The organism is Pseudomonas sp. PA27(2017), from assembly GCF_001945445.1.
Taxonomy (GTDB): domain Bacteria; phylum Pseudomonadota; class Gammaproteobacteria; order Pseudomonadales; family Pseudomonadaceae; genus Aquipseudomonas.
On the sequence record NZ_MSXW01000014.1, the window covers coordinates 104310 to 123427 of the forward strand.

Here is a 19118-nt window from a genome sequence, read left to right on the forward strand (position 1 = left end):
TTACTGAACGAGATTTACCCATGTACGACTGGCTCAACGCCCTGCCCAAGGCCGAACTGCACCTGCATCTCGAAGGCTCCCTCGAGCCCGAGCTGCTGTTCGCCCTGGCTGAGCGCAACCGCATCGCCCTGCCCTGGAGCGATGTCGAGGCGCTACGCGCGGCTTACGCCTTCAACAACCTGCAGGAATTCCTCGACCTGTATTACCGCGGCGCCGATGTGCTGCGCACCGAGCAGGACTTCTACGACCTGACCTGGGCCTACCTGCTCAAGTGCAAGGCGCAGAACGTGGTACACGTCGAGCCGTTCTTCGACCCGCAGACCCACACCGACCGCGGCATTCCCTTCGACGTGGTGATGCGCGGCATCAAGGGCGCGCTGGTCGATGGCGAGAAGCAGCTGGGCATCAGCCACGGCCTGATCCTCGCGTTCCTGCGCCACCTGCCCGAAGAGCAGGCCTTCCAGACCCTGGAGCAGGCCATGCCGTTCCGCGATGCTTTTATCGGCGTTGGCCTCGACAGCTCGGAGAAGGGGTTTCCGCCACGCCTGTTCGAGCGTGTGTTCGCCAAGGCCCGCAGCGAAGGCCTGCACGCCGTGGCCCATGCCGGCGAGGAAGGCCCGCCCGAGTACATCTGGGAAGCCCTGGATCTGCTGAAGATCGTGCGCATCGACCATGGCGTACGTGCCAGCGAGGACGAGCGGCTGATGCAACGCATCATCGACGAGCAGATTCCGCTGACCGTCTGCCCGCTGTCCAACACCAAGCTGTGCGTGTTCGAGCACATGGGCCAGCACAACATCCTCGACATGCTCGAGCGCGGCGTGAAGGTCACCGTCAACTCCGACGACCCGGCCTATTTCGGCGGCTACGTCACCGAAAACTTCATGGCCCTGCACGAAGGCCTGGGCATGAGCGAAGCGCAGGCCAAGCGCTTGGCGCAGAACAGCCTGGATGCCAGGCTAGTTTGAAGCGCCGGTAGCCCGGCGTTGAGCGAAGCGATACCGGGGCAGCCAATTCCTGGGTATCGCCTCGCTCAACTGCAGGCGGGGCAGGCTTCCATCAATGCCCCTTGTGCTCATGCCCACCTTCCGCCGCTGGCTCATCCTTCTGCACCGCCACCTCGACCGTCACCGGCCCGGCCTTCTCGAAGGTCAGGGTCAGCGGGAAGCGGTCACCGGCCTGGGCCTGCTGCTTCAGGTTGAACAGCATCACGTGATAGCCCATGGGCGCGAATTTCACTTCGCCGCCGGCGGGAATCACCACGTTCTGCACCTGCTGCATTTTCATCATGCCGCCTACGTGGGCATGCTCGTGAATCTCCGCCTTGCCGGCCACGGGTGTCTCGACGGTGAGCAGGCGGTCATCGGCATCGCCCTTGTTGTGCACCACGAAATAAGCGGCGGCGGTCGGCGCCACCGGCGGCATTTCACGCGACCAGGGGTGATCGATATGCAGTTGGCCGACTTCGTATTCATGCGCGTTGGCCAGCAGGCTGGTGGCGAGCAATGCAGCGGTCAGAGCGAGTTTCTTTAGTGTCATGGTGCTTCTCCTTCAATGGAATTCGGGGCGACCGCCACGGGCAGCCGCCGGTTGGGTCAGGCCAGGCGCCGACTGGTGAGGCGCGACAGCAGCAGATGATCCAGCGCCCAAATCGCCAGCAGCGAGGCGCCGACCAGGGGGAACAGCACACCGAGGCCGATCATGATCGCCACGCCGACCTTCCAGCGCGGCAGGTCATGGCGCAGCGGCGGCACGCCCAGGCCACCAGCGGGCCGACGCTTCCACCACATGATCAGACCACTGACCGAGCTGAGCAGAACCAGCAGGCACACGGCGAAGATGAACAGTTGATGTGGCAGGCCATAGAGCTTGCCCATGTGCAGCATCACGCCACTTTCCACCGCGCGCGCCGCCAGCCCGTAGTCGGCCCAACGTACGTCGGCCAGCACCGCGGCGCTGTATTGATCGATATGCAGGGTGGCGTCGTTGCGCGGATCGTCGGCGAACACCGCGATGGTGTAGACGCCGGTCGGCGTGGTCGGAAAGGTGATGCTGTAGCCTGGGTGCACGTTTCGCTCGCTGGCGATGTCCACCACTTGCTGCAGGCCCACGGTCGGGTTGGCGGTGGATGCCGGAGTGGCGCCGCCATTGTGCGCCGCATGGGGGTCGGATTCGGGCAGCGGGGTGTTCTCCAGCGCCCAGGGCACGGTCTGTCTGTGGCTCTGATTGAGCTCACCAGCCTGGCGGTCGGAGGTCGGCACCTGATCCCACATGGCGGCCGGAAACTGGTTCCAGGCACCAGCGAACTGCTTGCCCCAGAAGCCGGTCCAGGTCATGCCGGTGAGCAGCATGAACAGCAGTAGCAAGGCGCCCCAGAAGCCGGTGACGGCATGCAGATCACGCCAGAACAAGCGGCCACGAGCCGACAGCCGTGGCCATAGCACACCAGCGCCACGCCCACGCGGCCACCACAGATAGATCCCGGAAACCACCAGTACCACGCCCCAGCCGGCCGCCAGTTCGATCAGCCGATCGCCCGGCGTGCCTATCAACAGGTCGGCGTGCACGGCGCGGGCCAGGGCCTGCAGGTTGTTGTGGGCGTCCTGGGTACCGAGGATCGCCCCCCCGTAAGGGTCGACGAACACGTTACGGGTGCGTTCGCCGACCTTCACCACGAACTGCGCGCTGTGGTCGGCGTCCGCCGGCGGCAGGTACTTGCCGATGCTGCCCTGTGGGTAAACGGCCTGCACGCGGGCGAGCATCTCGTCGGCGGTCAGCGGCTGGCCGCTGGCCTCGACCTGCAGCAGGTCGGCGTACATCAGCCCGTCGAGCTGCGGTTTGAACAGGTAGATGATGCCGGTCAGCGACAGCATGATCATGAATGGAATGACGAACAGCCCGGCATAGAAGTGCCAGCGCCAGGCGAGGTTATAGAACGACGGTGTCGCGTTTTTCATGTGAAGCCCGATCGTATGCATGAGCGAACTGCCCACGGCGACAAGCGCAGCAGGCAACGACAATCAGCGATTCAGGCGATCAGGGGCGAAGCGCGAGGGTTGGCCGAGGGCCACAGGTAACGGACCGCCCCACCGGGCTCGGCGCTGGGGCGTGGGGTGGCGGGGCGCTGCCGGGGCAGCAAGCCGAGCAGGCCGAAGAAGGCCGCCAGGGCCAGGGCCACGAAGGTGGAGCACAACGGACACACCGAGCCCATGAACGGCATCGGCACGCCCGAATCCACGCCGCCCATGTCCATGCTGCCGCTGGCATCCAGGCCGCAGTAGCCGCCATCCATGCCGCTGAGCTGCAGGCCGGTCATCTGCCCATGACTGACCGCACAGGCGAGCGCGCTGAACAGGACGCTGAAATACAGCACCCATGCGAGCAACGAGCGGTTGGAACGGGACAGGTTCATGGCTGGCGATTTTAGGGGCAGTGGCGGCAAACGGGCTGTGGTAGATTGCCGCAGCAGCTTAACGGCGCCACGGCGCCTGCGCCAGCAACTCGCTACAACGCGCCTGCACGAACTCGCGCAGCAGGTGCACCGGCTTGCTCAACTGCTCGCGGTGGGTGCAGATCAGATTCAACGGGGTCGGCTCGCCAAGCACCTCCGGCAAGAGGATGCGCAAGCGCCCGGCGTGCACGTCGCCGGCCACGTCCAGCCAGGATTTATAGACCACCCCGGCGCCAGCCACGGCCCAGCGCCGCACCACATCGGCATCGTCGCTGAGGCGATCACCCGCCACCTGCAGGCTGTGCGCCCGGTCGCCGTCGTGAAAGCGCCAGCGCTCGTAGGCACGGCCGCCGAGCATATAGATCAGACAGTTGTGCTGGCGCAGATCAGCGATCTGCCGCGGCTCGCCAAGGCGCTGCAGGTAGGCTGGCGCGGCGCACAGCACCCGGCGGTTGCCCGGCGCCACTGGCAGCGCCACCAGGCTCGAGTCCTCCGGCTCGCCGTAGCGCAGGGCGATGTCGACGGGCTCACGAAACAGATCGGTGACCCGGTCGCCAAGCAGCAGGCGCAATTGCACCTGGGGATGCGTCTGCATGAAGGTATCGAGCCAGGGCAGCAGCGTGTTGCGGCCGAAGTCCGAGGGCGCCGCGAGTTGCAGCGGCCCGCTGATCGCCGACTTGCTGCCGGCCAGTTGTTGGCGCCCCGCCTCCAGGCTCTGCAGCGCTTGGCGGGCATGCAGCAGAAAGGCCTCGCCGTCGGCGGTCAGCCGCAAACTACGGGTCGAGCGTACGAAAAGGCGCGCCTGCAACTGCTGCTCCAGGCGCTTGAGGCCGGCGCTGGCCACGGCGGGCGATATGTCCAGCTGGCGCGCAGCCGCCGACAGGCTGCCTTCCCCGGCAATGCGCACGAACAGTTGCAGGTCATCGAAACGCAGCATGGCGATCATCTTCAAAAAAATATTGAAAGAGACTCTAGCTGCCTATGGTTTTTCCTGGCAATGGATTGGCGCAAGCTGCCCTCCATCCCACGCCCCTACAGGACGCTCCCATGAAAGCCGTTGCCTATCACCAGTCGCTGCCCATCGATAATCCGCAGGCTCTGCAGGACGTCACGCTCGACGCACCGACGCCCGGCCCGCGCGACCTGCTCGTCGAAGTGAAAGCCATCTCCGTGAACCCGGTGGACACCAAGATCCGCCGTAACGTGGCCCCCGACGCCGGCCAGCCCAAGGTGCTGGGCTGGGACGCCACCGGTGTGGTCAAGGCGGTCGGCAGCGAGGTGACGCTGTTCAAGGTCGGTGATGAAGTCGCCTACGCCGGCGCCATCAACCGTGCCGGAGCCAACAGCGAGCTGCACGTGGTCGACGAGCGCATCGTCGGTCGCAAGCCAAGCAGCCTGCCCTTCGCCGAATCCGCTGCCCTGCCGCTGACCGCCATCACTGCCTGGGAACTGCTGTTCGACCGCTTGCAGGTCGCCGATGGCACGGCCGACCAGGGCCAGAGCCTATTGGTCATCGGCGCCGCCGGTGGCGTCGGCTCGATCCTCGTGCAACTGGCCCGACAGCTCACCGGGCTGACCGTGATCGGCACCGCCTCGCGTCCGGAAACCCAGGCCTGGGTTCGCGAACTGGGCGCCCATCATGTGATCGACCACAGCAAGCCGCTGAACGAAGAACTGGCGCGGATCGGCATCGCCCAGGTCACCCACGTGGCAAGCCTGACCCAGACCGACCAGCACTATGACGCCATCGTCGAAGCCCTGGCCCCGCAAGGCCGCCTGGCGCTGATCGACGACCCGCTGCAGCCGCTGGACGTGATGAAGCTCAAGCGCAAGAGCATCTCCCTGCATTGGGAACTGATGTTCACCCGCTCGCTGTTCGAGACCGCCGACATGATCGAGCAACACCGCTTGCTCAATCGCGTCGCCGACCTGGTGGATGCCGGCACCCTGAAAACCACCCTGGGCGAGCACTTCGGCACCATCAATGCCGAAAACCTGCGCCGCGCCCATGCCCTGCTGGAAAGCGGCAAGGCCAAGGGCAAGATCGTGCTGGAAGGTTTCTGATCCTGCCTGAGAGGCGCCGATAACCGGAGCGCCTCGCCTCTGGGACAGGCACCTGACCTGCCCTACGGGGATCTTGCGCTAGCGAAATCGTGCGCAATGATCCTCGGGCGGCAAGGCGGCGGTGTACCACACGTAATCCGCTTGCTCGGCGGTCACCGGTTTACCCACTTCGGAAAGGATCAGCACCTGGGTGCCATCCGGCTCGCCCAGGTCACTCAGGTGCAGCGGCACTCCCAGGTCGCGGCGCACGTGAAAGGCGCCAGCGAACAGCATTGCCGGCTGCGGCGCTTTCAACAGTTGCTCGGCCATGCGCCGGTCGCGTTGCTGCTGCACGGCGAGCATCGCTGGCAGCTGGCTGATCGGCAGCTTGTCGCAATGGGACTGGCGAATCTGCGCCAGCAGCGGTTCCTGCACGGCCGCCGCGGTCGAGGCCTCCCCTCTCAGCAGCGGTTGCTTGCGGTAAATCGTCATGATCTCGGCACGGTCGAGATTCGCGGCACGCAGCGGGTAATCCTGCACCAGTGCATGACGCACGATGGGGCCGTACAGCGCCCACGGCCAACCGTTACTCCACTCCAGCGCATTGGGCAGATCGGCGATCTGCAGGCCTTCACGCAATTGCTGCTTCACATCTTCGACCTGCGGCTGCTGGCTATTCGCGAGCATTTCTAGCAACAGGCTGCCTTGCCCTCGCCGCGCCTCCAGGGCCCGCAGCAACCACAGCTGCAGGGCATGGTGATCCGGGTTGTCATGCTGCTCGCCGACCAGCACCCGGGGCGCCTTTGCCAGGTGAGCGACGAGTTGCTCGGGCGTCAGCCGTGCGCCGCTATGCAGGTCGATGATCTGCCCCAGGTCGGCGTGCCCGCGCCCCTCTGGGCTTTGCCATGCGGGCACGGGCGCCAGGACGGGCTGGCTTTGGCAGGCAGTGAGCAGCAACAGCAGGGCGAAAAACAGCGTACGCATCGGGCTTCCTTCAGCGGGCAACGATCAGCGGGTGCCCGCGTTCGGGGTGGCGCTGCACCAGCACTTCCAGGCCGAACACCGCGTGCAGCGACTCGGCACGCAGCACCTCGGCAGGCAGGCCGATGGCATGGGCACGACCGTCGTTGAGCAACAGCAGGCGGTCGCAATAACGCGCCGCCAGATTCAGGTCGTGGAGGATGACCAGCACCGCGGCGCCCTGTTCGGCGAAGCGGCGCACGGCCTGCAGGGTAGTGTGCTGATGCAACGGGTCGAGCATGGAGGTCGGCTCGTCGAGCAGCAGCGTCTGCTCGGCACCTCCCGGCCACAGCTGCGCCAGTACCCGCGCCAGATGCACACGCTGACGCTCGCCGCCGGACAGCTGCAGATAGCTGCGTTCGGCCAGGTGCTCGGCATCGGCGGCCTGCAGCGCCTCGCAGACGATCTGTTCATCACGCTCGCGGCCAGTGTCGTGGGGCATGCGGCCCATCATCACCACATCGCCGACCACGAAACCGAAGCTCAGCGACGAGCTTTGCGGCAGCACCGCCAGGCGCCGCGCGCGTGCCGTGCCCGGCCAGTCCTGCAGCGACCGATCATCCAGAACGACCTCACCCGCTGCTGGGCTCAACTCGCCGCACAGGGCGCCCAGCAAGGTGCTCTTGCCAGCGCCATTGGGGCCGAGCACGCCCAGCACTTCACCAGGCTGCAGTTGCAGGTCGATATCGGCCAGCACCGTCTTGTCGCCACGCTGGACCGACAGCTTGCGGGCACTGAGCATCAGGTGCGTCCTCGCAGCAGCAGGTAGAGAAAGAACGGCGCGCCGATCAATGCGGTGACGATGCCGATGGGCAGCTCGGCGGGCGATAGGATCAGCCGCGCGAACAGGTCAGCGAGCAGCAGCAAACTGGCGCCTGCCAGCGCCGAGGCCGGCAGCAGCACGCGGTGATCGGGGCCGACCAACAGCCGCACCAGGTGCGGCACCACCAGGCCGATGAAACCGATCATCCCCGCAGCAGCCACGGCGGCACCCACGCCCAGCGCGGTACAGAGCACCAGCTCGCGCTTGAGGCGCTCCACCGCAACGCCCAGGTGGCGGGCCTCGGACTCGCCGAGCAGCAAGGCATTCAGCGCCTGGGCGCGGCGCGGCAGCCACAGCGCCGCCGCCAGGGTGACCAGCAGCAGCGGCCACAGCCGGGCATAGCTGGCGCCGTTGAGGCTGCCCAGGTTCCAGAAGGTCAGGGTGCGCAAGGTGGCATCGTCGGCCAGGTAGGTGAACAGACCGATGCAGGCGAACGCCAGGGCATTGAGGGCGATGCCGGCAAGCAGCATGGTGGTCACGCTGGTCTGCCCGTTGCGGCGCCCCAGACGATAGACCAGCGCGGTCACCACCAGCCCGCCGAGAAAGGCGCACAGCGATAGCAGGTAAGGCGCGAACAGCTCCGGCATCCCGCCCATGGCGGCGCCCCCAACGATGGCGATGGCCGCGCCGAGCGCCGCACCGCTGGAAACGCCGATCAGGCCGGGGTCGGCCAACGGGTTGCGAAACAGGCCCTGCATGGCCACGCCACAAAGCGCCAGCACGGCGCCGACCGCCAGGCCCAGCAGGGTGCGCGGCATGCGGATCTGGCCAAGAATCAGCTCGGCCTGCTGCAGGCCATCGCCCGCCAATGGTAAACCGGTCAGGCGCAGGGCAGCCCGCAGGGTATCGCCCAGTGGCAGGCTCACCGGCCCAAGGGCCAGTGACAACCACAAGGCAAGTGCCAACAGCAGGCCCAGCGCGACGAACAGTGAGCGCGGGGCAATCACCGGTTTCATGGGGTGGCGGGTGCCAGCGGTGTACGCCCGGGGTAGAAGGCGGCGGAAAGCTCGGCGAGGCCGGCGGGAATGCGCGGGCCGAGCCCACCGACCAGCAGGGTCGGGTCGATGGCCACCAGGCGCCCTTGCTTGCCGGCCTTGGTCGAGGCCAGGGCCGGGTTCTGCTTGAGCAGCGCCTGGCGGGCCTCGTCGCCGCCCAGGCGGCGGTCGGCGAAGATCACCACTTCAGGGTCCAGCGCCAGCAGCGCCTCGGTGGACAGCGCCTTGTAGCCTTCGTGAGTGGTCAGGTTCTTGCCACCAGCGTGCTCGATCATCCAGGCCGCCGCCGTATCCTTGCCGCCGGCCATGGGGCTGCTGCCGGCATGACCGAGCAGCAGCACAACGGTCGGCGCCGGGCTTTGCGCCTGGGCCTTGGCGACCCAGTCGGCCTGCTCGCTCAGGCGCGCCTGGTAAGCGGCGAATACGCTCTCGGCACGCGCCTCATCGTCCAGCAGCGCTCCAATGCGCATGAGATTGCCATGCAGCACCTGCAGGTCGGCATCGGCAGGCAGCGCCTCGACCTTCACGCCGGCGGCGGCCAGTTGCGCCAGCACCGGCGGCGGCCCCATCTCCTCGGTACCGAGCAGCACCTCGGGGCGCAAGGCCAGAATGCCCTCGGCGGCCAGTTGGCGCTGGTAACCGACGCTGGGCAGCTTCTGCAACGAAGCCGGGTGTTGGCTGGTGGTGTCCACGCCGACCAGTTTGGCCTCACCGCCGAGCGCGACCACCCACTCGCTCAGGGAGCCCCCGGCGCTGACCCAGCGTTGCGGCAGGTTGTCGGCGCTTGCCGCCAGTGGCACCAGCAGGCTGGCGAACAGGGTGAATGCAGCGAGGGGACGGATCATGGAGCAACTCCGGAAGCGGATTCGTATCGGCCGTCCGAATATAGGGGCGACCGAGGCTGGCAGTGTAGCGTCAGGCTGGCAGGGCGGGTGTCTGCTCGGCCAGAAGACGCCAATCCTCGCGCTCCGGCACGCCCGGTTTGCGCGCGCCGAACACCTGCACGATCAGCTCACCGCTGGCATCGAACGCCTCCCAACTGGTGATCACGCCGTCGCTGCTCGGTTTGCGTACGCGCCACAGCTCGTGAATGTCGCCGGTCTTGAGGTGCAGGTTGAACTGCGGGTCGAGCACGTTGAACCAGGTGTCCATCCACTTCAGGTTGCTCACCGGCCCGGTATGGATCTGGATGCAGTGACGGTTGCCGACGAACACCATGATCGGCACGTCGCCGGCTGCCGCGCGCTCGAACAACCCCGCAAGCGCCTCGGGCGCCAGCGGTTCGGCCCATTCACGGCCGGCCAGGCGTAACGCCTGGGTGCGTGCCGCGCCGTGGTTCTTCAGCAGGGCGAAGAAATGGTGGGTGTCCTTCAGTGCCGCCCAGCCGGCGCGCAAGGCGTCGCCGTCGATGGCGGCGTCCGGCTGAACAGTCGTAGGAGTCGGCATCGGTTTGAGCGCCAGTTCGCTGCTTTGCTGCTCATCGCGTAAACGCGCGAGCAGCGGCTCCCAGGCTTCCAGCTCGCTGTGTTCGGTAAGGTAGACCTTGTGCACCGCGGTGCCCTGGTGATCGAACACCTGGACGCTGCGCAACACGCCGCGCGGCGTCTGCTCGGCCACGGCGAAGACGCTGGCCCAACCACTGAGGAACAGGCGCAGGTCGATATCCGGCGACACCACTAGGCCCATCTGACCATTCCCGGCAATCGTCACCTCGCGGTAAATGCCCTTGCGCTCATGCACGCAGGATTCGTTGCGGGTCAGCGCCATCACGTGGCCAAGCTCGCCCAGCGCGGGCAGCAGCGTTGCCCAGTCAGGGCGCAGGCGCACGGTATCCACAGCCAGGCGGCTGGCGGTCAGCTCGGCCTCGCTGACGCCCAGCTTCGCCGCCGCATCCCGGGCCCGCAGGTGCGGCTGCTCGGCACGCAGGCTCTGCCAGGCGGCATACAGGCCTGCCCCGGCCACGGACTGATCGCTCATCACTTCAACTCCCTTGCAAGGCCCGCTGAACAGGCGAGGAAAAACCATAGACCGGAAGGGTAAACGGCTGGGTTGGAGAGTAAAACCCAGCAAACATTAAATAATCTTAACCGCCAGTCAATCCTGTTTACAAACGATAATCACTACCATCTAATGCGGCGTCCTTTTCCTTCGCCTCTCGACATGACAGGAGAATCGCATGTCGCCTACCCCGCCCTTCCCACTTCGCTCCTGCTTGGCCTTTTTGTTGTTCAGTCCTGCATTTGCTGGCGCGCAATCCCTGCAGTTGGAGAAAACCACGATCAGCGCAACGCGCATCGAGCAGAGCACCGACAGCGTCCCCAATACGGTGTCGGTCATCAGCGCGCGGGATGTAGATCGCAAGAACGTGAAGAACATCAGGGATCTGGTTCGTTACGAGCCGGGGGTGTCGGTCAGCGGTACGGGTAGTCGGTTCGGCCTGGCAGGCTTCACCATTCGCGGCATCGGCGGCAATCGCATCCTCACTCAGGTGGATGGTGTGCCGATGCCCGATGCATTCGCCTTCGGCCCGTTCCTCGACGCGCGGCGCAACTACGTCGACCCTGATACGCTCAAGCGCGTGGAGATCATTCGCGGCCCAGCCAGCTCGCTATATGGCAGTGATGCGATTGGCGGCGCGGTCAGCTTCCTGACCAAGGATGCCGCCGACTATCTCGACGCGGGTGATGACGCCTACGCACGACTCAAGACCGGCTACGATGGTGCCGACGACAGCTGGTCGCGCAGCGCCACGTTCGCCGCACGCCAGGGCCAGGTCGATGGCCTGCTGCACCTGGGCCGACGTGACGGCCAGGCGCTCGACACCTTCGGTGGCCGCGGCGGAATCGGGGCAGCACGGGAAGAAGCCAACCCTCAGGACTACACCGCCAACAATCTGCTCGCCAAGCTCGGCTGGAATTACCTCGACAATGATCGCTTGCAACTGACCTATGAGCGCTACGAAGACGATGCCGATACCCGGGTGCTCAGCGAATACAGCACCACGGCCACCGTTCGCACCTCCGACGCGACCGACAATACCGACCGCCAGCGTCTCAGCCTGCAGCACAGCTTCGCCCTGGATACGGCCATCAGCGACAGCGCCGAATGGCAATTGAGTTATCAGGAAAGCCAGATTCGCCAGCGCACTTTCCAGCAGCGGTTCAGCGGTGGCAGCCTGCGTGAGCGCAGCCGCGACTCGACCTATCAGGAAGACCTGTGGGCGTTCAACGCCAAGCTCGACAAAGCCTTCGACACCGGAGCAGCAAGCCACCACCTGATCTATGGCGTCGACTTCAAACGCCTGGAAAGCAGCGACCTGCGCAAGGGCCGCGAAGCATTCGCCAGCACCGGTTTGCCCGTCCCGGCCATCCCCGGCGATGAAAGCTTCCCGCTCAGCGACTTCCCCGAGCCCACCTCGACCGAATACGCCTTCTTCGTGCAGGACACCATCGACATCGGCCGCTGGACGCTGCTGCCCGGCCTGCGCTACGACCATTACAAGATGAAGCCCGAGGTTACGCCTCACTACCTGAACAGCCAGCCGATCAACCGCAACCCGGCTGATTATCGCGACGAGGCGCTATCTCCCAAGCTCGGTATCACCTATCGCATCGATGACGCCCATAGTGTTTACGGCCAATACGCAGCGGGTTTTCGCGCACCGAACCCGGTGGATATCTTTGGCGAGTTCATCAACTTCGCCCGTAATTATCAGACCATCGCCAACCCCAGCCTCAAGCCGGAAACCAGCGAAAGCTACGAAATCGGCCTGCGCGGTCAGTACGACGCCGGCGCCTTTGGCATCGCGCTCTTCTACAACCACTACGACGACTTCATCGAGCAGGTCACGCTGCCCAACGATCCAACGGGCGCGGGCCGCATGACGTTCCAGTACCAGAACCTCGACCGTGTGACCATTCGGGGTGCCGAGGCGCGTGGCGAACTGCGCCTGGATCGCCTCGGTCTGCCGGCTGGCAGCCATTTGCGCAGCGCCATCGCTTACGCCCGCGGCAAGGATGAGGCATCCGGCCAGCCGATCAACAGCATCGACCCGCTCAAGGCGGTGTTCGGCCTCGGCTACGATGCACCGAGCGGGCAGTACGGCGGCGAACTGAGCTGGACGCTGGCGGCCGCCAAGAAGCGCGTCGATCAGACGCAGATCGCCAATCAATACGAACCCTCGGGTTACGGCACGCTGGATCTGAGCGCGTACTGGAACATCGGCGCTGGCGTGTCGGTCAATGCCGGGCTGTTCAACCTGACGGACAAGCAATATTGGCAATGGGGCGACGTGCGCAGCCTCACCGAGAACAGCTCGAGCCTTGGCCGCTACTCCCAGCCAGGTCGCCACGCGGCTTTCAACGTGATCTGGGAAATCTGAGCCCAAAAGCCCCTCGCGCACGGACGCGCGCCCCTTCCATCCCCAGGCCGATGCGGGATAATCACCCGCCCTGGCCTGGAGAATTCGATGATCCGTCTATGCGCCCCCGATGAGCTGCCGGAAGCTCAGAGCCGGGGCTTCGATGTTGAAGGCATGCAGCTGCTCGCCGTGCGCAAGGGCGGCGAGGTGTTCGTGTACCGCAACCGTTGCCCGCACCGGGGCGTGCCGCTGGAATGGCAGGCCGACCAGTTTCTCGACCCCAGCGCCAGCCTGATTCAGTGCGCCCGGCATGGCGCGCTGTTTCTGATCGAGTCCGGTGAGTGCGTGGCAGGGCCGTGCGAGGGGCAAACGCTGCGGCCTATCGACAGCTGCGAGAATGGCGAAGGGATCTGGGTCGATCTGTAGCACCAATAACCCTGGGTATCGCTTCGCTCAACGCCAGGCTACAAGAGCGACGCCGCCCCGTAGCCCGGGTCGAGCGCAGCGATCCCCGGGAACGCTCTCAAGTCAGCAGCACATTCAGACGGCGTACCACCTCGATCCCCTGAGGCGAAATATCCACCCCATAGGCCAGCACCTCAACGCCCGCACGCACCGCCTCGCGCAGCGCAGCAGCATAGGCCGGATCGATTTCTTCGGCTGGGCGCACGGCGTCGATGCCCGACAGGTTCACGCAATACAGCTGCACGGCGCGCACGCCACTGCGCGCCAGGGCAGCCAGCTCGCGCAGGTGCTTGGCGCCACGCTCGGTGCGCGCATCCGGGAAGGCAGCGACCCGGCTGTCGGCAAACCCCAGGGTCACGCTTTTCACTTCGACGAAGGCCACGCCACTCGGGTACTCGAGGCAGAAGTCGACCCGGCTGCGCTCCACACCGTAGGGCACCTCGCGGCGCAACGCGCTGAAGCCGGCCAGCTCGGGGATTCGCCCGGCACGCAGGGCCTCTTCGACCAGCGCGTTGGCCCGCGCGGTATTGATGCAGGCCAGCCGGCCATGGGGCGTTTCACCGACTTCCCAGGTGCCGGGCAGTTTGCGTTTGGGGTCGTTGGAGCGGCTGAACCATACCCGACAGCCTTCGCTCATGCAGTTGAGCATCGAGCCGGTGTTCGGGCAGTGGATGGTCAGCAGCTCGCCGCCAGCGGTCTCGATATCGGCGAGAAAGCGCTTGTAGCGGCGCAGCAACCGGGCCTCTTCGAGGGGCGGATCAAACTGCATGGGCTTGCCAGCTCTTCAGGCCACGGGCGATGCGCGCGACGGCTTCTTCGAGACGCGGTAGGCTCTGGGTGTAGGCGAAACGCACATGGTGGCCGGCCTGGTGGCGACCGAAGTCCAATCCCGGCGTGAAGGCCACATGCTCGGTTTCCAGGAAGTGCTGGCAGAAGGCATAGGCATCGCCGCCAAAGGCGCTCACGTCGGCGTACAGATAGAAGGCTCCCTCGGGCTCGACGGCAATGCCGAAGCCGAGTTCGCGCAATGCTGGCAACAGAAAGTCGCGGCGCTGGGCAAAGGCGGCGCGGCGTTCCTCGAAGATGGCCATCGACTCTGGCTGGAAGCAGGCCAGCGCAGCATGCTGGGCCATGCTCGGGGCGCTGATGTAGAGGTTCTGCGCCAGTTTCTCCAGGTCCGCCACCGCCGCCTCGGGCGCCACCAGCCAGCCCAGACGCCAACCGGTCATGCCGAAGTACTTGGAGAAGCTGTTGAGCACGAAGGCTTCGTCATCCACCTCCAGCACGCTGCTGGCGTCCACGCCGTAGGTCAGGCCGTGGTAAATCTCGTCGACCACCATATGCCCGCCACGGACTTTCAGCGCCTGGGACAGGGCAGCGAGCTCGGCGGCGCTCAGCAGCGTGCCCGTCGGGTTGGCCGGCGAGGCGAGCAAGGCGCCGACGCTGTCGGCATTCCAGTGCTCGGCAACCGTTTCCGGTGTGAGCTGATAACGCTGCTCGGGGCCGACCGGCACCAACTGCGCCGCCCCTTCGACCAGGCGCAGAAAATGCCGGTTGCAAGGGTAGCCCGGGTCGGCCAGTAGCCAGTGCTTGCCGGGGTCGACCAACAGGCTCGCTGCCAGCAGCAGTGCACCGGAGCCGCCCGGCGTGATGAGAACGCGCTGGGGGTCTATGCTCAATCGATAGCGTTGCGCGTAGAAGCCGGCGATCGCCTCACGCAATGCCGGCAAGCCGCGCGCTGCGGTGTAACGGGTATGGCCGGCAGCCAACGCCGCCTGGCCGGCGGCCACGATGGGCGCGGCGGTGGTGAAATCCGGCTCGCCGATCTCCAGGTGAATGACGTCATGGCCCTCGGCCTGCAACTGATTGGCGCGCGCCAGCAGGGCCATCACGTGAAAGGGTTCGATCGCGCGGCTGCGGGCGCTGTAAGGCTGTGCCATGGGAATGCCCCGGGAAACGATAAAGGTGGAATTCTATCAGGGGCGCTGTGTCATACCGTGCCAACGCGCCACTGAAATACGTGTTTACATTGCGATTGCAGGCTTTGGCATCCGCCACGGGGTGGCTCCTCAGGCTCACCACGAAACCCAGGCAGGGCCGGCTGGAAACCAGACGCACAACCGCGACATCCGGGAGTGGCGCGGCTTGAGTCGATCTGGTAAGTTCGCCCGCTTGCAGTCGCAGGGCCGTTATTGTAAACGGCAACGGACACATACCCTGCGCAGTGGATTAGAGAGAGTGAGAGGCGGTCATCCATGCCCACCAAAGCAAAAGCAACAAACGGCCAATTGATTCGTGGCTTCGAACCCTACAAGGAAACCAAGGGCGAGGAGTACATGAGCGAGGCGATGCGCGCCCACTTCACCAGTATCCTGAACAAGTGGAAGCTTGAGCTGATGCAGGAAGTCGACCGTACCGTGCATCACATGCAGGACGAAGCGGCCAACTTCCCCGACCCAGCCGACCGCGCCAGCCAGGAAGAAGAGTTCAGCCTGGAGCTGCGCGCCCGTGATCGCGAGCGCAAGCTGATCAAGAAGATCGACGAGACGCTGCAACTGATCGAAGACGAGGACTACGGCTGGTGCGACTCCTGCGGTGTCGAGATCGGCATTCGTCGCCTGGAAGCGCGCCCTACCGCCACCCTGTGCATCGACTGCAAGACCCTGGCGGAAATCAAGGAAAAACAGGTCGGCTCCTGAGTCGATCCACAGACGGGGCGCTCAGGCGCCCCGTTTCGTTTCGCCCCGCACAAACGTCCCGCCATGCCTAAACCCGCCTATATCGGTCGCTTCGCGCCCACACCCAGTGGCTACCTGCACTTCGGCTCGCTGGTCGCCGCCCTCGCCTCCTATCTCGATGCCCGCTCCGCTGGCGGCCGCTGGCTGCTGCGCATGGAAGACCTCGACCCGCCCCGGGAAGTGCCTGGTGCACAGGCCGCCATCCTGCAGACCCTGGAGCGCTATGGCCTGCACTGGGACGGCGAGCTGGTGCGCCAGAGCGATCGCCACGGCGAATACGAAACGCTGGTGCAACGCCTGTTCGACCAGGGCCTGGCCTACGCCTGCACCTGTTCGCGCAAGCAACTCGAGGGCAGCGGCGGCATCTATCCGGGTCATTGCCGCAATGCCGGGCACGCCCGCCATGACGCAGCCATCCGCCTGCGCGTCCCCGAGCTGACCTACCGCTTCACCGATCGCGTGCAGGGCGAGTACAGCCAGCACCTGGGCCGCGAGGTCGGCGACTTCGTGATCCGCCGCCGCGACGGCCTCTACGCCTACCAGCTCGCCGTGGTGCTGGACGATGCCTGGCAGGGCATCAACAGCGTGGTACGCGGCGCCGATCTGCTCGACTCCACGCCACGCCAGCTTTACCTGCAAGAGCTGCTCGGCTTCTCCCAGCCGCGTTATCTGCACGTGCCGCTGATCATCCAGCCCGACGGCCACAAGCTCGGCAAGTCCTACCGCTCGCCGCCCTTGCCCGGCGACCAGGCCACGCCACTGCTGATCCGCGCATTACGTGCCCTGGGTCAGCCCGCGCCCGACGAGCTGGCCGACGCCTGCGCCGAAGAACTGCTGCAGTGGAGCGCCAGGTACTGGGACGCCGGCCTCATTCCCCGTACCCGCAACCTGGCGGAAAGTCAGTTGCGCTGAACGCCGCTAACGGGCAGCCTTGCGCACCCACCGTGATCATCAGGAAATCGCCATGCGCGCCCAGCTCGAAGAACTCATCGGCAAAATCAGCTCGGGCTGCCTGCCTCAGAACGAAATCAGCCGCATCGCCGACGAAGCGGCCCAGGCCTATGTCGACCCAGCCGCCTTCCTGGCGGCCAATTCGGACATCAATTACGACGACAGCTTCCCCATTCCCCTGGGCGAGTGGATGGTGGTCGGCAACCTGCCGGAGACCGTACTGTTCCAGGCCGACAGCTACGAAGCGCTGTTCGGCCAGATCACCGAGTCGTTCGGGCCCGAAGTGAGCTTCGTGCTGACCGCCAAGCAGTTGAAGAAAGTCGAACCGCTCAAGGCCCTGAACCGCATCCAGGTGCAGCTCGGCAGCCTGTCGAAAGAAACCCAGGGCTACACGCTGGTCGACTTCAGCGAACCGCTGGATGACGAGTTGCAGGCCGTGCTGGTTTACACCACCGACCTGCCTCGAGTGCTGGAGCTGGCAGTAGAAATCGGCATTTACGCGGCGCCAGCTTACGAAGCGCTGAAGGCTGCTCAGGCGGAATAAAGCCTCCCGGATATCGCTTCGTTCGACCCAGGTCGCGTCGCGTTACAGACCCGCCTCGTGCAGCCGACGCAGGTGTTCGATGTAAAGGCTGACCGGATCGACACCCTCGCCGACCCGGCCGAAGTGCTGGTTGACGATGTCCAGGTGATCGAGCGGGTAGTCGTCGCGAATCACCTTGCCCAGGTGCGAGCTGACCCGCCCGACCATGCCGTCGCATTGCCCGGCCTCACGCACGAAGGCGCGGGCGAAACGGCGACAGAACCAGTTCGACGGATCACGTCGGTTGCCACCCTGGTCGGTGATGCCCGGCTGCAGGGTGCCGGACCAGGAGTAATAGCGCACGCCATTGACCTCCTCGGGCCCGTCTTCGCCCCAGGTCGGGGGTAAACCCTGCGGGTACTGATGGTTGAAGATGCCCACGCCCTCGGTGGTCAGCGAGCGATGGGCAGCGATGGCGTTGATGGGCATCGTCGCGCCGCGCGCGCCGCTGTCCAGCAAGGTGAACAGCCGCGCCAGCATATGGGTGCCCATGCGCAGCAGCAGGCTTTTCAGGCCATTCGTGGCGTATTTGCGTTCCAGGTGATCGGCCAACTCCGAGCCCTGGTTGGGGCCTGCCACCGAGGTGACCGAGGCAATCCATTCCGGCCGATGTGCGGCAGCGTAGCGACACACCAGAGCACCCTGGCTGTGGCCGATCAGGTGCACCTTTTCCGCACCGCTGCGCCGCCGCGCCTCGGCGATCTGCAAAATCAGCTGCTCGCCGCGCAGCTCGGTTGCATGCACCGGCGACAGGCGCGCCGGATACACGTCCACGCCCTGGTTACGCAGCGCGGTAGTGATGCCGTACCAGTATTCGAAACCGAACAAGCTGACGAAACCCAGCATGCCGGGCACCAGCACCAGTGGATAACGGGGAACTGCACGATGACCCATTTCAGTCTCCATTGGGGCGTCCTTGTCCGAGTCGATGGTCACGCGCAACACGCATCATGACGGTCGATGGCCACTATCGAGCCATTCGACTTCATCCCTGACTGCCTCGCCCCTAGCATGGTTCCGTGAAACACCGAACATAGCGAGACGAGGTACACCATGAAAGCCCTGACCATCACCCTGCTGCTGAGCCTGCTCAGCGCCCAGGCACTGGCATTGCCCAGCCGCCATCCGGCCCCCATTCTGGGCGAAGCCGTCGACAGCAGCCAGCAGCAGTCCGCCTGCAAGCGATAAGACCAGCGGCCGGCAAGCTCACTGAAAACGACCTGCACAAGCCGCGGTGATTTAAGCCGAACTTAATTCCCTGGCCCAGGCTCAGAAAAATGGTCTGGTTCATCACAAGGGAAATTAACCATGTTCAAGCAAAGCCTGGGTGCCGCCTGCGTACTGGCCGTTCTGACCGGTTGTGCCGGCAAGCCCGAGAATCCGGTCGACCATTTCACCTTCCGCAACGAACCGCTGGTCAAGCAGGTGGAAAAGGACATGAGCAAGTCCACCGTGCTGGAACTGGGTGGCCCACCCTCTTCGGAAGTAAACCGCACCATCGCCCCCGGTACTTGCAACAACTACATCCTCAACAAGGATGGCAAGGAGCAGCCCTACTACGTCGCCTTCAACTCGGCTGACCGTGTGGAAAGCAAAGGCTTCCTGACCTGCGAACAGATGGAGATCAACGAGCGCGAGCGCGCCCGTGGTCACGGCATCTGATCGTCAGAGCTGAAATGAAAATGCCCG

The 19118-nt window shown here is 65.2% G+C and carries 21 protein-coding genes; 9 read left to right on the plus strand and 12 right to left on the minus strand.

Annotation, left to right across the window (positions count from 1 at the left end):
- The first annotated feature begins 20 nt into the window (after positions 1 to 20).
- Positions 21 to 968, plus strand: a complete 948-nt coding sequence (locus BVH06_RS07035) for an adenosine deaminase (protein WP_075933616.1) — start codon at positions 21 to 23, stop codon at positions 966 to 968.
- A 91-nt stretch (positions 969 to 1059) separates the two neighbouring features.
- On the opposite strand, the gene BVH06_RS07040 is transcribed toward BVH06_RS07035, so the two are convergent.
- The 4 genes from BVH06_RS07040 to BVH06_RS07055 form a co-directional block, all read right to left on the minus strand.
- Complete coding sequence (locus BVH06_RS07040; RefSeq protein ID WP_075933617.1) at positions 1060 to 1539, minus strand: copper chaperone PCu(A)C; 480 nt, start codon at positions 1537 to 1539, stop codon at positions 1060 to 1062.
- 56 nt (positions 1540 to 1595) lie between these two features.
- Positions 1596 to 2957, minus strand: a complete 1362-nt coding sequence (locus BVH06_RS07045; protein WP_075933618.1) for a PepSY domain-containing protein — start codon at positions 2955 to 2957, stop codon at positions 1596 to 1598.
- Between the two features lie 71 nt (positions 2958 to 3028).
- Positions 3029 to 3412: a DUF2946 domain-containing protein gene (locus BVH06_RS07050; RefSeq protein WP_075929181.1), complete on the minus strand. Its 384-nt coding sequence runs from the start codon at positions 3410 to 3412 to the stop codon at positions 3029 to 3031.
- Between the two features lie 58 nt (positions 3413 to 3470).
- The gene (locus tag BVH06_RS07055; RefSeq protein WP_075933646.1) at positions 3471 to 4388 is read right to left on the minus strand and encodes a LysR family transcriptional regulator; all 918 of its coding nucleotides are present in this window, start codon (positions 4386 to 4388) and stop codon (positions 3471 to 3473) included.
- A gap of 110 nt (positions 4389 to 4498) precedes the next feature.
- On the opposite strand from BVH06_RS07055, the gene BVH06_RS07060 reads away from it, so the two are divergent.
- A complete protein-coding gene (locus BVH06_RS07060; protein ID WP_075933619.1) occupies positions 4499 to 5515 on the plus strand; it encodes a zinc-binding alcohol dehydrogenase family protein in 1017 nt (338 codons plus the stop codon).
- Positions 5516 to 5593: 78 nt separating this feature from the next.
- On the opposite strand, the gene BVH06_RS07065 is transcribed toward BVH06_RS07060, so the two are convergent.
- From BVH06_RS07065 to BVH06_RS07085, 5 genes are all read right to left on the minus strand, one after another.
- Positions 5594 to 6478, minus strand: coding sequence for a ChaN family lipoprotein (locus BVH06_RS07065; protein ID WP_075933620.1), 885 nt, complete (start codon positions 6476 to 6478; stop codon positions 5594 to 5596).
- A gap of 10 nt (positions 6479 to 6488) precedes the next feature.
- The gene (locus BVH06_RS07070; protein ID WP_075933621.1) at positions 6489 to 7256 is read right to left on the minus strand and encodes a heme ABC transporter ATP-binding protein; all 768 of its coding nucleotides are present in this window, start codon (positions 7254 to 7256) and stop codon (positions 6489 to 6491) included.
- Positions 7256 to 8293, minus strand: coding sequence for an iron ABC transporter permease (locus tag BVH06_RS07075; protein WP_075933622.1), 1038 nt, complete (start codon positions 8291 to 8293; stop codon positions 7256 to 7258). Before BVH06_RS07075 ends, BVH06_RS07070 begins: the two co-directional genes overlap by 1 nt.
- Entirely contained in the window at positions 8290 to 9177 is an 888-nt protein-coding gene (locus BVH06_RS07080; protein ID WP_075933623.1) for a hemin ABC transporter substrate-binding protein, read from the minus strand. Before BVH06_RS07080 ends, BVH06_RS07075 begins: the two co-directional genes overlap by 4 nt.
- A gap of 70 nt (positions 9178 to 9247) precedes the next feature.
- The gene (locus BVH06_RS07085; protein WP_075933624.1) at positions 9248 to 10309 is read right to left on the minus strand and encodes a hemin-degrading factor; all 1062 of its coding nucleotides are present in this window, start codon (positions 10307 to 10309) and stop codon (positions 9248 to 9250) included.
- A 199-nt stretch (positions 10310 to 10508) separates the two neighbouring features.
- Here BVH06_RS07085 and BVH06_RS07090 point away from each other — a divergent pair, with 199 nt between their 5' ends.
- Both BVH06_RS07090 and BVH06_RS07095 read left to right on the plus strand, forming a co-directional pair.
- Positions 10509 to 12713: a TonB-dependent hemoglobin/transferrin/lactoferrin family receptor gene (locus tag BVH06_RS07090; RefSeq protein WP_075933625.1), complete on the plus strand. Its 2205-nt coding sequence runs from the start codon at positions 10509 to 10511 to the stop codon at positions 12711 to 12713.
- 87 nt (positions 12714 to 12800) lie between these two features.
- Positions 12801 to 13118 carry a Rieske (2Fe-2S) protein gene (locus tag BVH06_RS07095; protein ID WP_075933626.1) on the plus strand — a complete coding sequence of 106 codons (318 nt, stop codon included), beginning with the start codon at positions 12801 to 12803 and terminating at the stop codon, positions 13116 to 13118.
- Positions 13119 to 13215: 97 nt separating this feature from the next.
- Here the strand turns inward: BVH06_RS07095 and sfsA are convergent, their stop codons facing one another.
- Both sfsA and BVH06_RS07105 read right to left on the minus strand, forming a co-directional pair.
- The gene (gene sfsA, locus BVH06_RS07100; protein WP_075933627.1) at positions 13216 to 13926 is read right to left on the minus strand and encodes a DNA/RNA nuclease SfsA; all 711 of its coding nucleotides are present in this window, start codon (positions 13924 to 13926) and stop codon (positions 13216 to 13218) included.
- Entirely contained in the window at positions 13916 to 15097 is a 1182-nt protein-coding gene (locus BVH06_RS07105; protein ID WP_075933628.1) for a pyridoxal phosphate-dependent aminotransferase, read from the minus strand. Before BVH06_RS07105 ends, sfsA begins: the two co-directional genes overlap by 11 nt.
- Positions 15098 to 15412: 315 nt before the next feature.
- On the opposite strand from BVH06_RS07105, the gene dksA reads away from it, so the two are divergent.
- The 3 genes from dksA (at position 15413) to BVH06_RS07120 (ending at position 17390) form a co-directional block, all read left to right on the plus strand.
- Entirely contained in the window at positions 15413 to 15856 is a 444-nt protein-coding gene (dksA, locus tag BVH06_RS07110; RefSeq protein ID WP_013792734.1) for an RNA polymerase-binding protein DksA, read from the plus strand.
- Positions 15857 to 15919: 63 nt separating this feature from the next.
- Complete coding sequence (gluQRS, locus tag BVH06_RS07115) at positions 15920 to 16807, plus strand: tRNA glutamyl-Q(34) synthetase GluQRS (RefSeq protein WP_075933629.1); 888 nt, start codon at positions 15920 to 15922, stop codon at positions 16805 to 16807.
- A gap of 52 nt (positions 16808 to 16859) precedes the next feature.
- A complete protein-coding gene (locus tag BVH06_RS07120; protein ID WP_075933630.1) occupies positions 16860 to 17390 on the plus strand; it encodes a hypothetical protein in 531 nt (176 codons plus the stop codon).
- 42 nt (positions 17391 to 17432) lie between these two features.
- Here BVH06_RS07120 and BVH06_RS07125 read toward each other — a convergent pair whose 3' ends face one another.
- Complete coding sequence (locus tag BVH06_RS07125) at positions 17433 to 18323, minus strand: triacylglycerol lipase (protein ID WP_075933631.1); 891 nt, start codon at positions 18321 to 18323, stop codon at positions 17433 to 17435.
- A 159-nt stretch (positions 18324 to 18482) separates the two neighbouring features.
- Between BVH06_RS07125 and BVH06_RS26020 the strand changes: the two genes are divergently transcribed.
- Together BVH06_RS26020 and osmE are read left to right on the plus strand one after the other, a co-directional pair.
- Positions 18483 to 18617: a hypothetical protein gene (locus BVH06_RS26020; RefSeq protein WP_256575144.1), complete on the plus strand. Its 135-nt coding sequence runs from the start codon at positions 18483 to 18485 to the stop codon at positions 18615 to 18617.
- Between the two features lie 120 nt (positions 18618 to 18737).
- A complete protein-coding gene (gene osmE, locus BVH06_RS07130; RefSeq protein ID WP_075929195.1) occupies positions 18738 to 19091 on the plus strand; it encodes an osmotically-inducible lipoprotein OsmE in 354 nt (117 codons plus the stop codon).
- Positions 19092 to 19118 lie beyond the last annotated feature (27 nt).

Excerpts from the sequence above, each read along its gene's own strand:
- BVH06_RS07125 (WP_075933631.1), bottom strand. The coding sequence starts at position 18,323 with ATGGGTCATCGTGCAGTTCCCCGTTATCCACTGGTGCTGGTGCCCGGC.
- BVH06_RS07035 (WP_075933616.1), top strand. The coding sequence starts at position 21 with ATGTACGACTGGCTCAACGCCCTGCCCAAGGCCGAACTGCACCTGCAT.
- BVH06_RS26020 (WP_256575144.1), top strand. The coding sequence starts at position 18,483 with ATGAAAGCCCTGACCATCACCCTGCTGCTGAGCCTGCTCAGCGCCCAG.
- BVH06_RS07095 (WP_075933626.1), top strand. The coding sequence starts at position 12,801 with ATGATCCGTCTATGCGCCCCCGATGAGCTGCCGGAAGCTCAGAGCCGG.
- dksA (WP_013792734.1), top strand. The coding sequence starts at position 15,413 with ATGCCCACCAAAGCAAAAGCAACAAACGGCCAATTGATTCGTGGCTTC.
- BVH06_RS07080 (WP_075933623.1), bottom strand. The coding sequence starts at position 9,177 with ATGATCCGTCCCCTCGCTGCATTCACCCTGTTCGCCAGCCTGCTGGTG.
- BVH06_RS07120 (WP_075933630.1), top strand. The coding sequence starts at position 16,860 with ATGCGCGCCCAGCTCGAAGAACTCATCGGCAAAATCAGCTCGGGCTGC.
- BVH06_RS07085 (WP_075933624.1), bottom strand. The coding sequence starts at position 10,309 with ATGAGCGATCAGTCCGTGGCCGGGGCAGGCCTGTATGCCGCCTGGCAG.
- BVH06_RS07070 (WP_075933621.1), bottom strand. The coding sequence starts at position 7,256 with ATGCTCAGTGCCCGCAAGCTGTCGGTCCAGCGTGGCGACAAGACGGTG.
- BVH06_RS07075 (WP_075933622.1), bottom strand. The coding sequence starts at position 8,293 with ATGAAACCGGTGATTGCCCCGCGCTCACTGTTCGTCGCGCTGGGCCTG.
- BVH06_RS07045 (WP_075933618.1), bottom strand. The coding sequence starts at position 2,957 with ATGAAAAACGCGACACCGTCGTTCTATAACCTCGCCTGGCGCTGGCAC.
- BVH06_RS07090 (WP_075933625.1), top strand. The coding sequence starts at position 10,509 with ATGTCGCCTACCCCGCCCTTCCCACTTCGCTCCTGCTTGGCCTTTTTG.
- BVH06_RS07060 (WP_075933619.1), top strand. The coding sequence starts at position 4,499 with ATGAAAGCCGTTGCCTATCACCAGTCGCTGCCCATCGATAATCCGCAG.
- gluQRS (WP_075933629.1), top strand. The coding sequence starts at position 15,920 with ATGCCTAAACCCGCCTATATCGGTCGCTTCGCGCCCACACCCAGTGGC.
- BVH06_RS07040 (WP_075933617.1), bottom strand. The coding sequence starts at position 1,539 with ATGACACTAAAGAAACTCGCTCTGACCGCTGCATTGCTCGCCACCAGC.
- osmE (WP_075929195.1), top strand. The coding sequence starts at position 18,738 with ATGTTCAAGCAAAGCCTGGGTGCCGCCTGCGTACTGGCCGTTCTGACC.
- BVH06_RS07105 (WP_075933628.1), bottom strand. The coding sequence starts at position 15,097 with ATGGCACAGCCTTACAGCGCCCGCAGCCGCGCGATCGAACCCTTTCAC.
- BVH06_RS07050 (WP_075929181.1), bottom strand. The coding sequence starts at position 3,412 with ATGAACCTGTCCCGTTCCAACCGCTCGTTGCTCGCATGGGTGCTGTAT.
- sfsA (WP_075933627.1), bottom strand. The coding sequence starts at position 13,926 with ATGCAGTTTGATCCGCCCCTCGAAGAGGCCCGGTTGCTGCGCCGCTAC.
- BVH06_RS07065 (WP_075933620.1), bottom strand. The coding sequence starts at position 6,478 with ATGCGTACGCTGTTTTTCGCCCTGCTGTTGCTGCTCACTGCCTGCCAA.
- BVH06_RS07055 (WP_075933646.1), bottom strand. The coding sequence starts at position 4,388 with ATGCTGCGTTTCGATGACCTGCAACTGTTCGTGCGCATTGCCGGGGAA.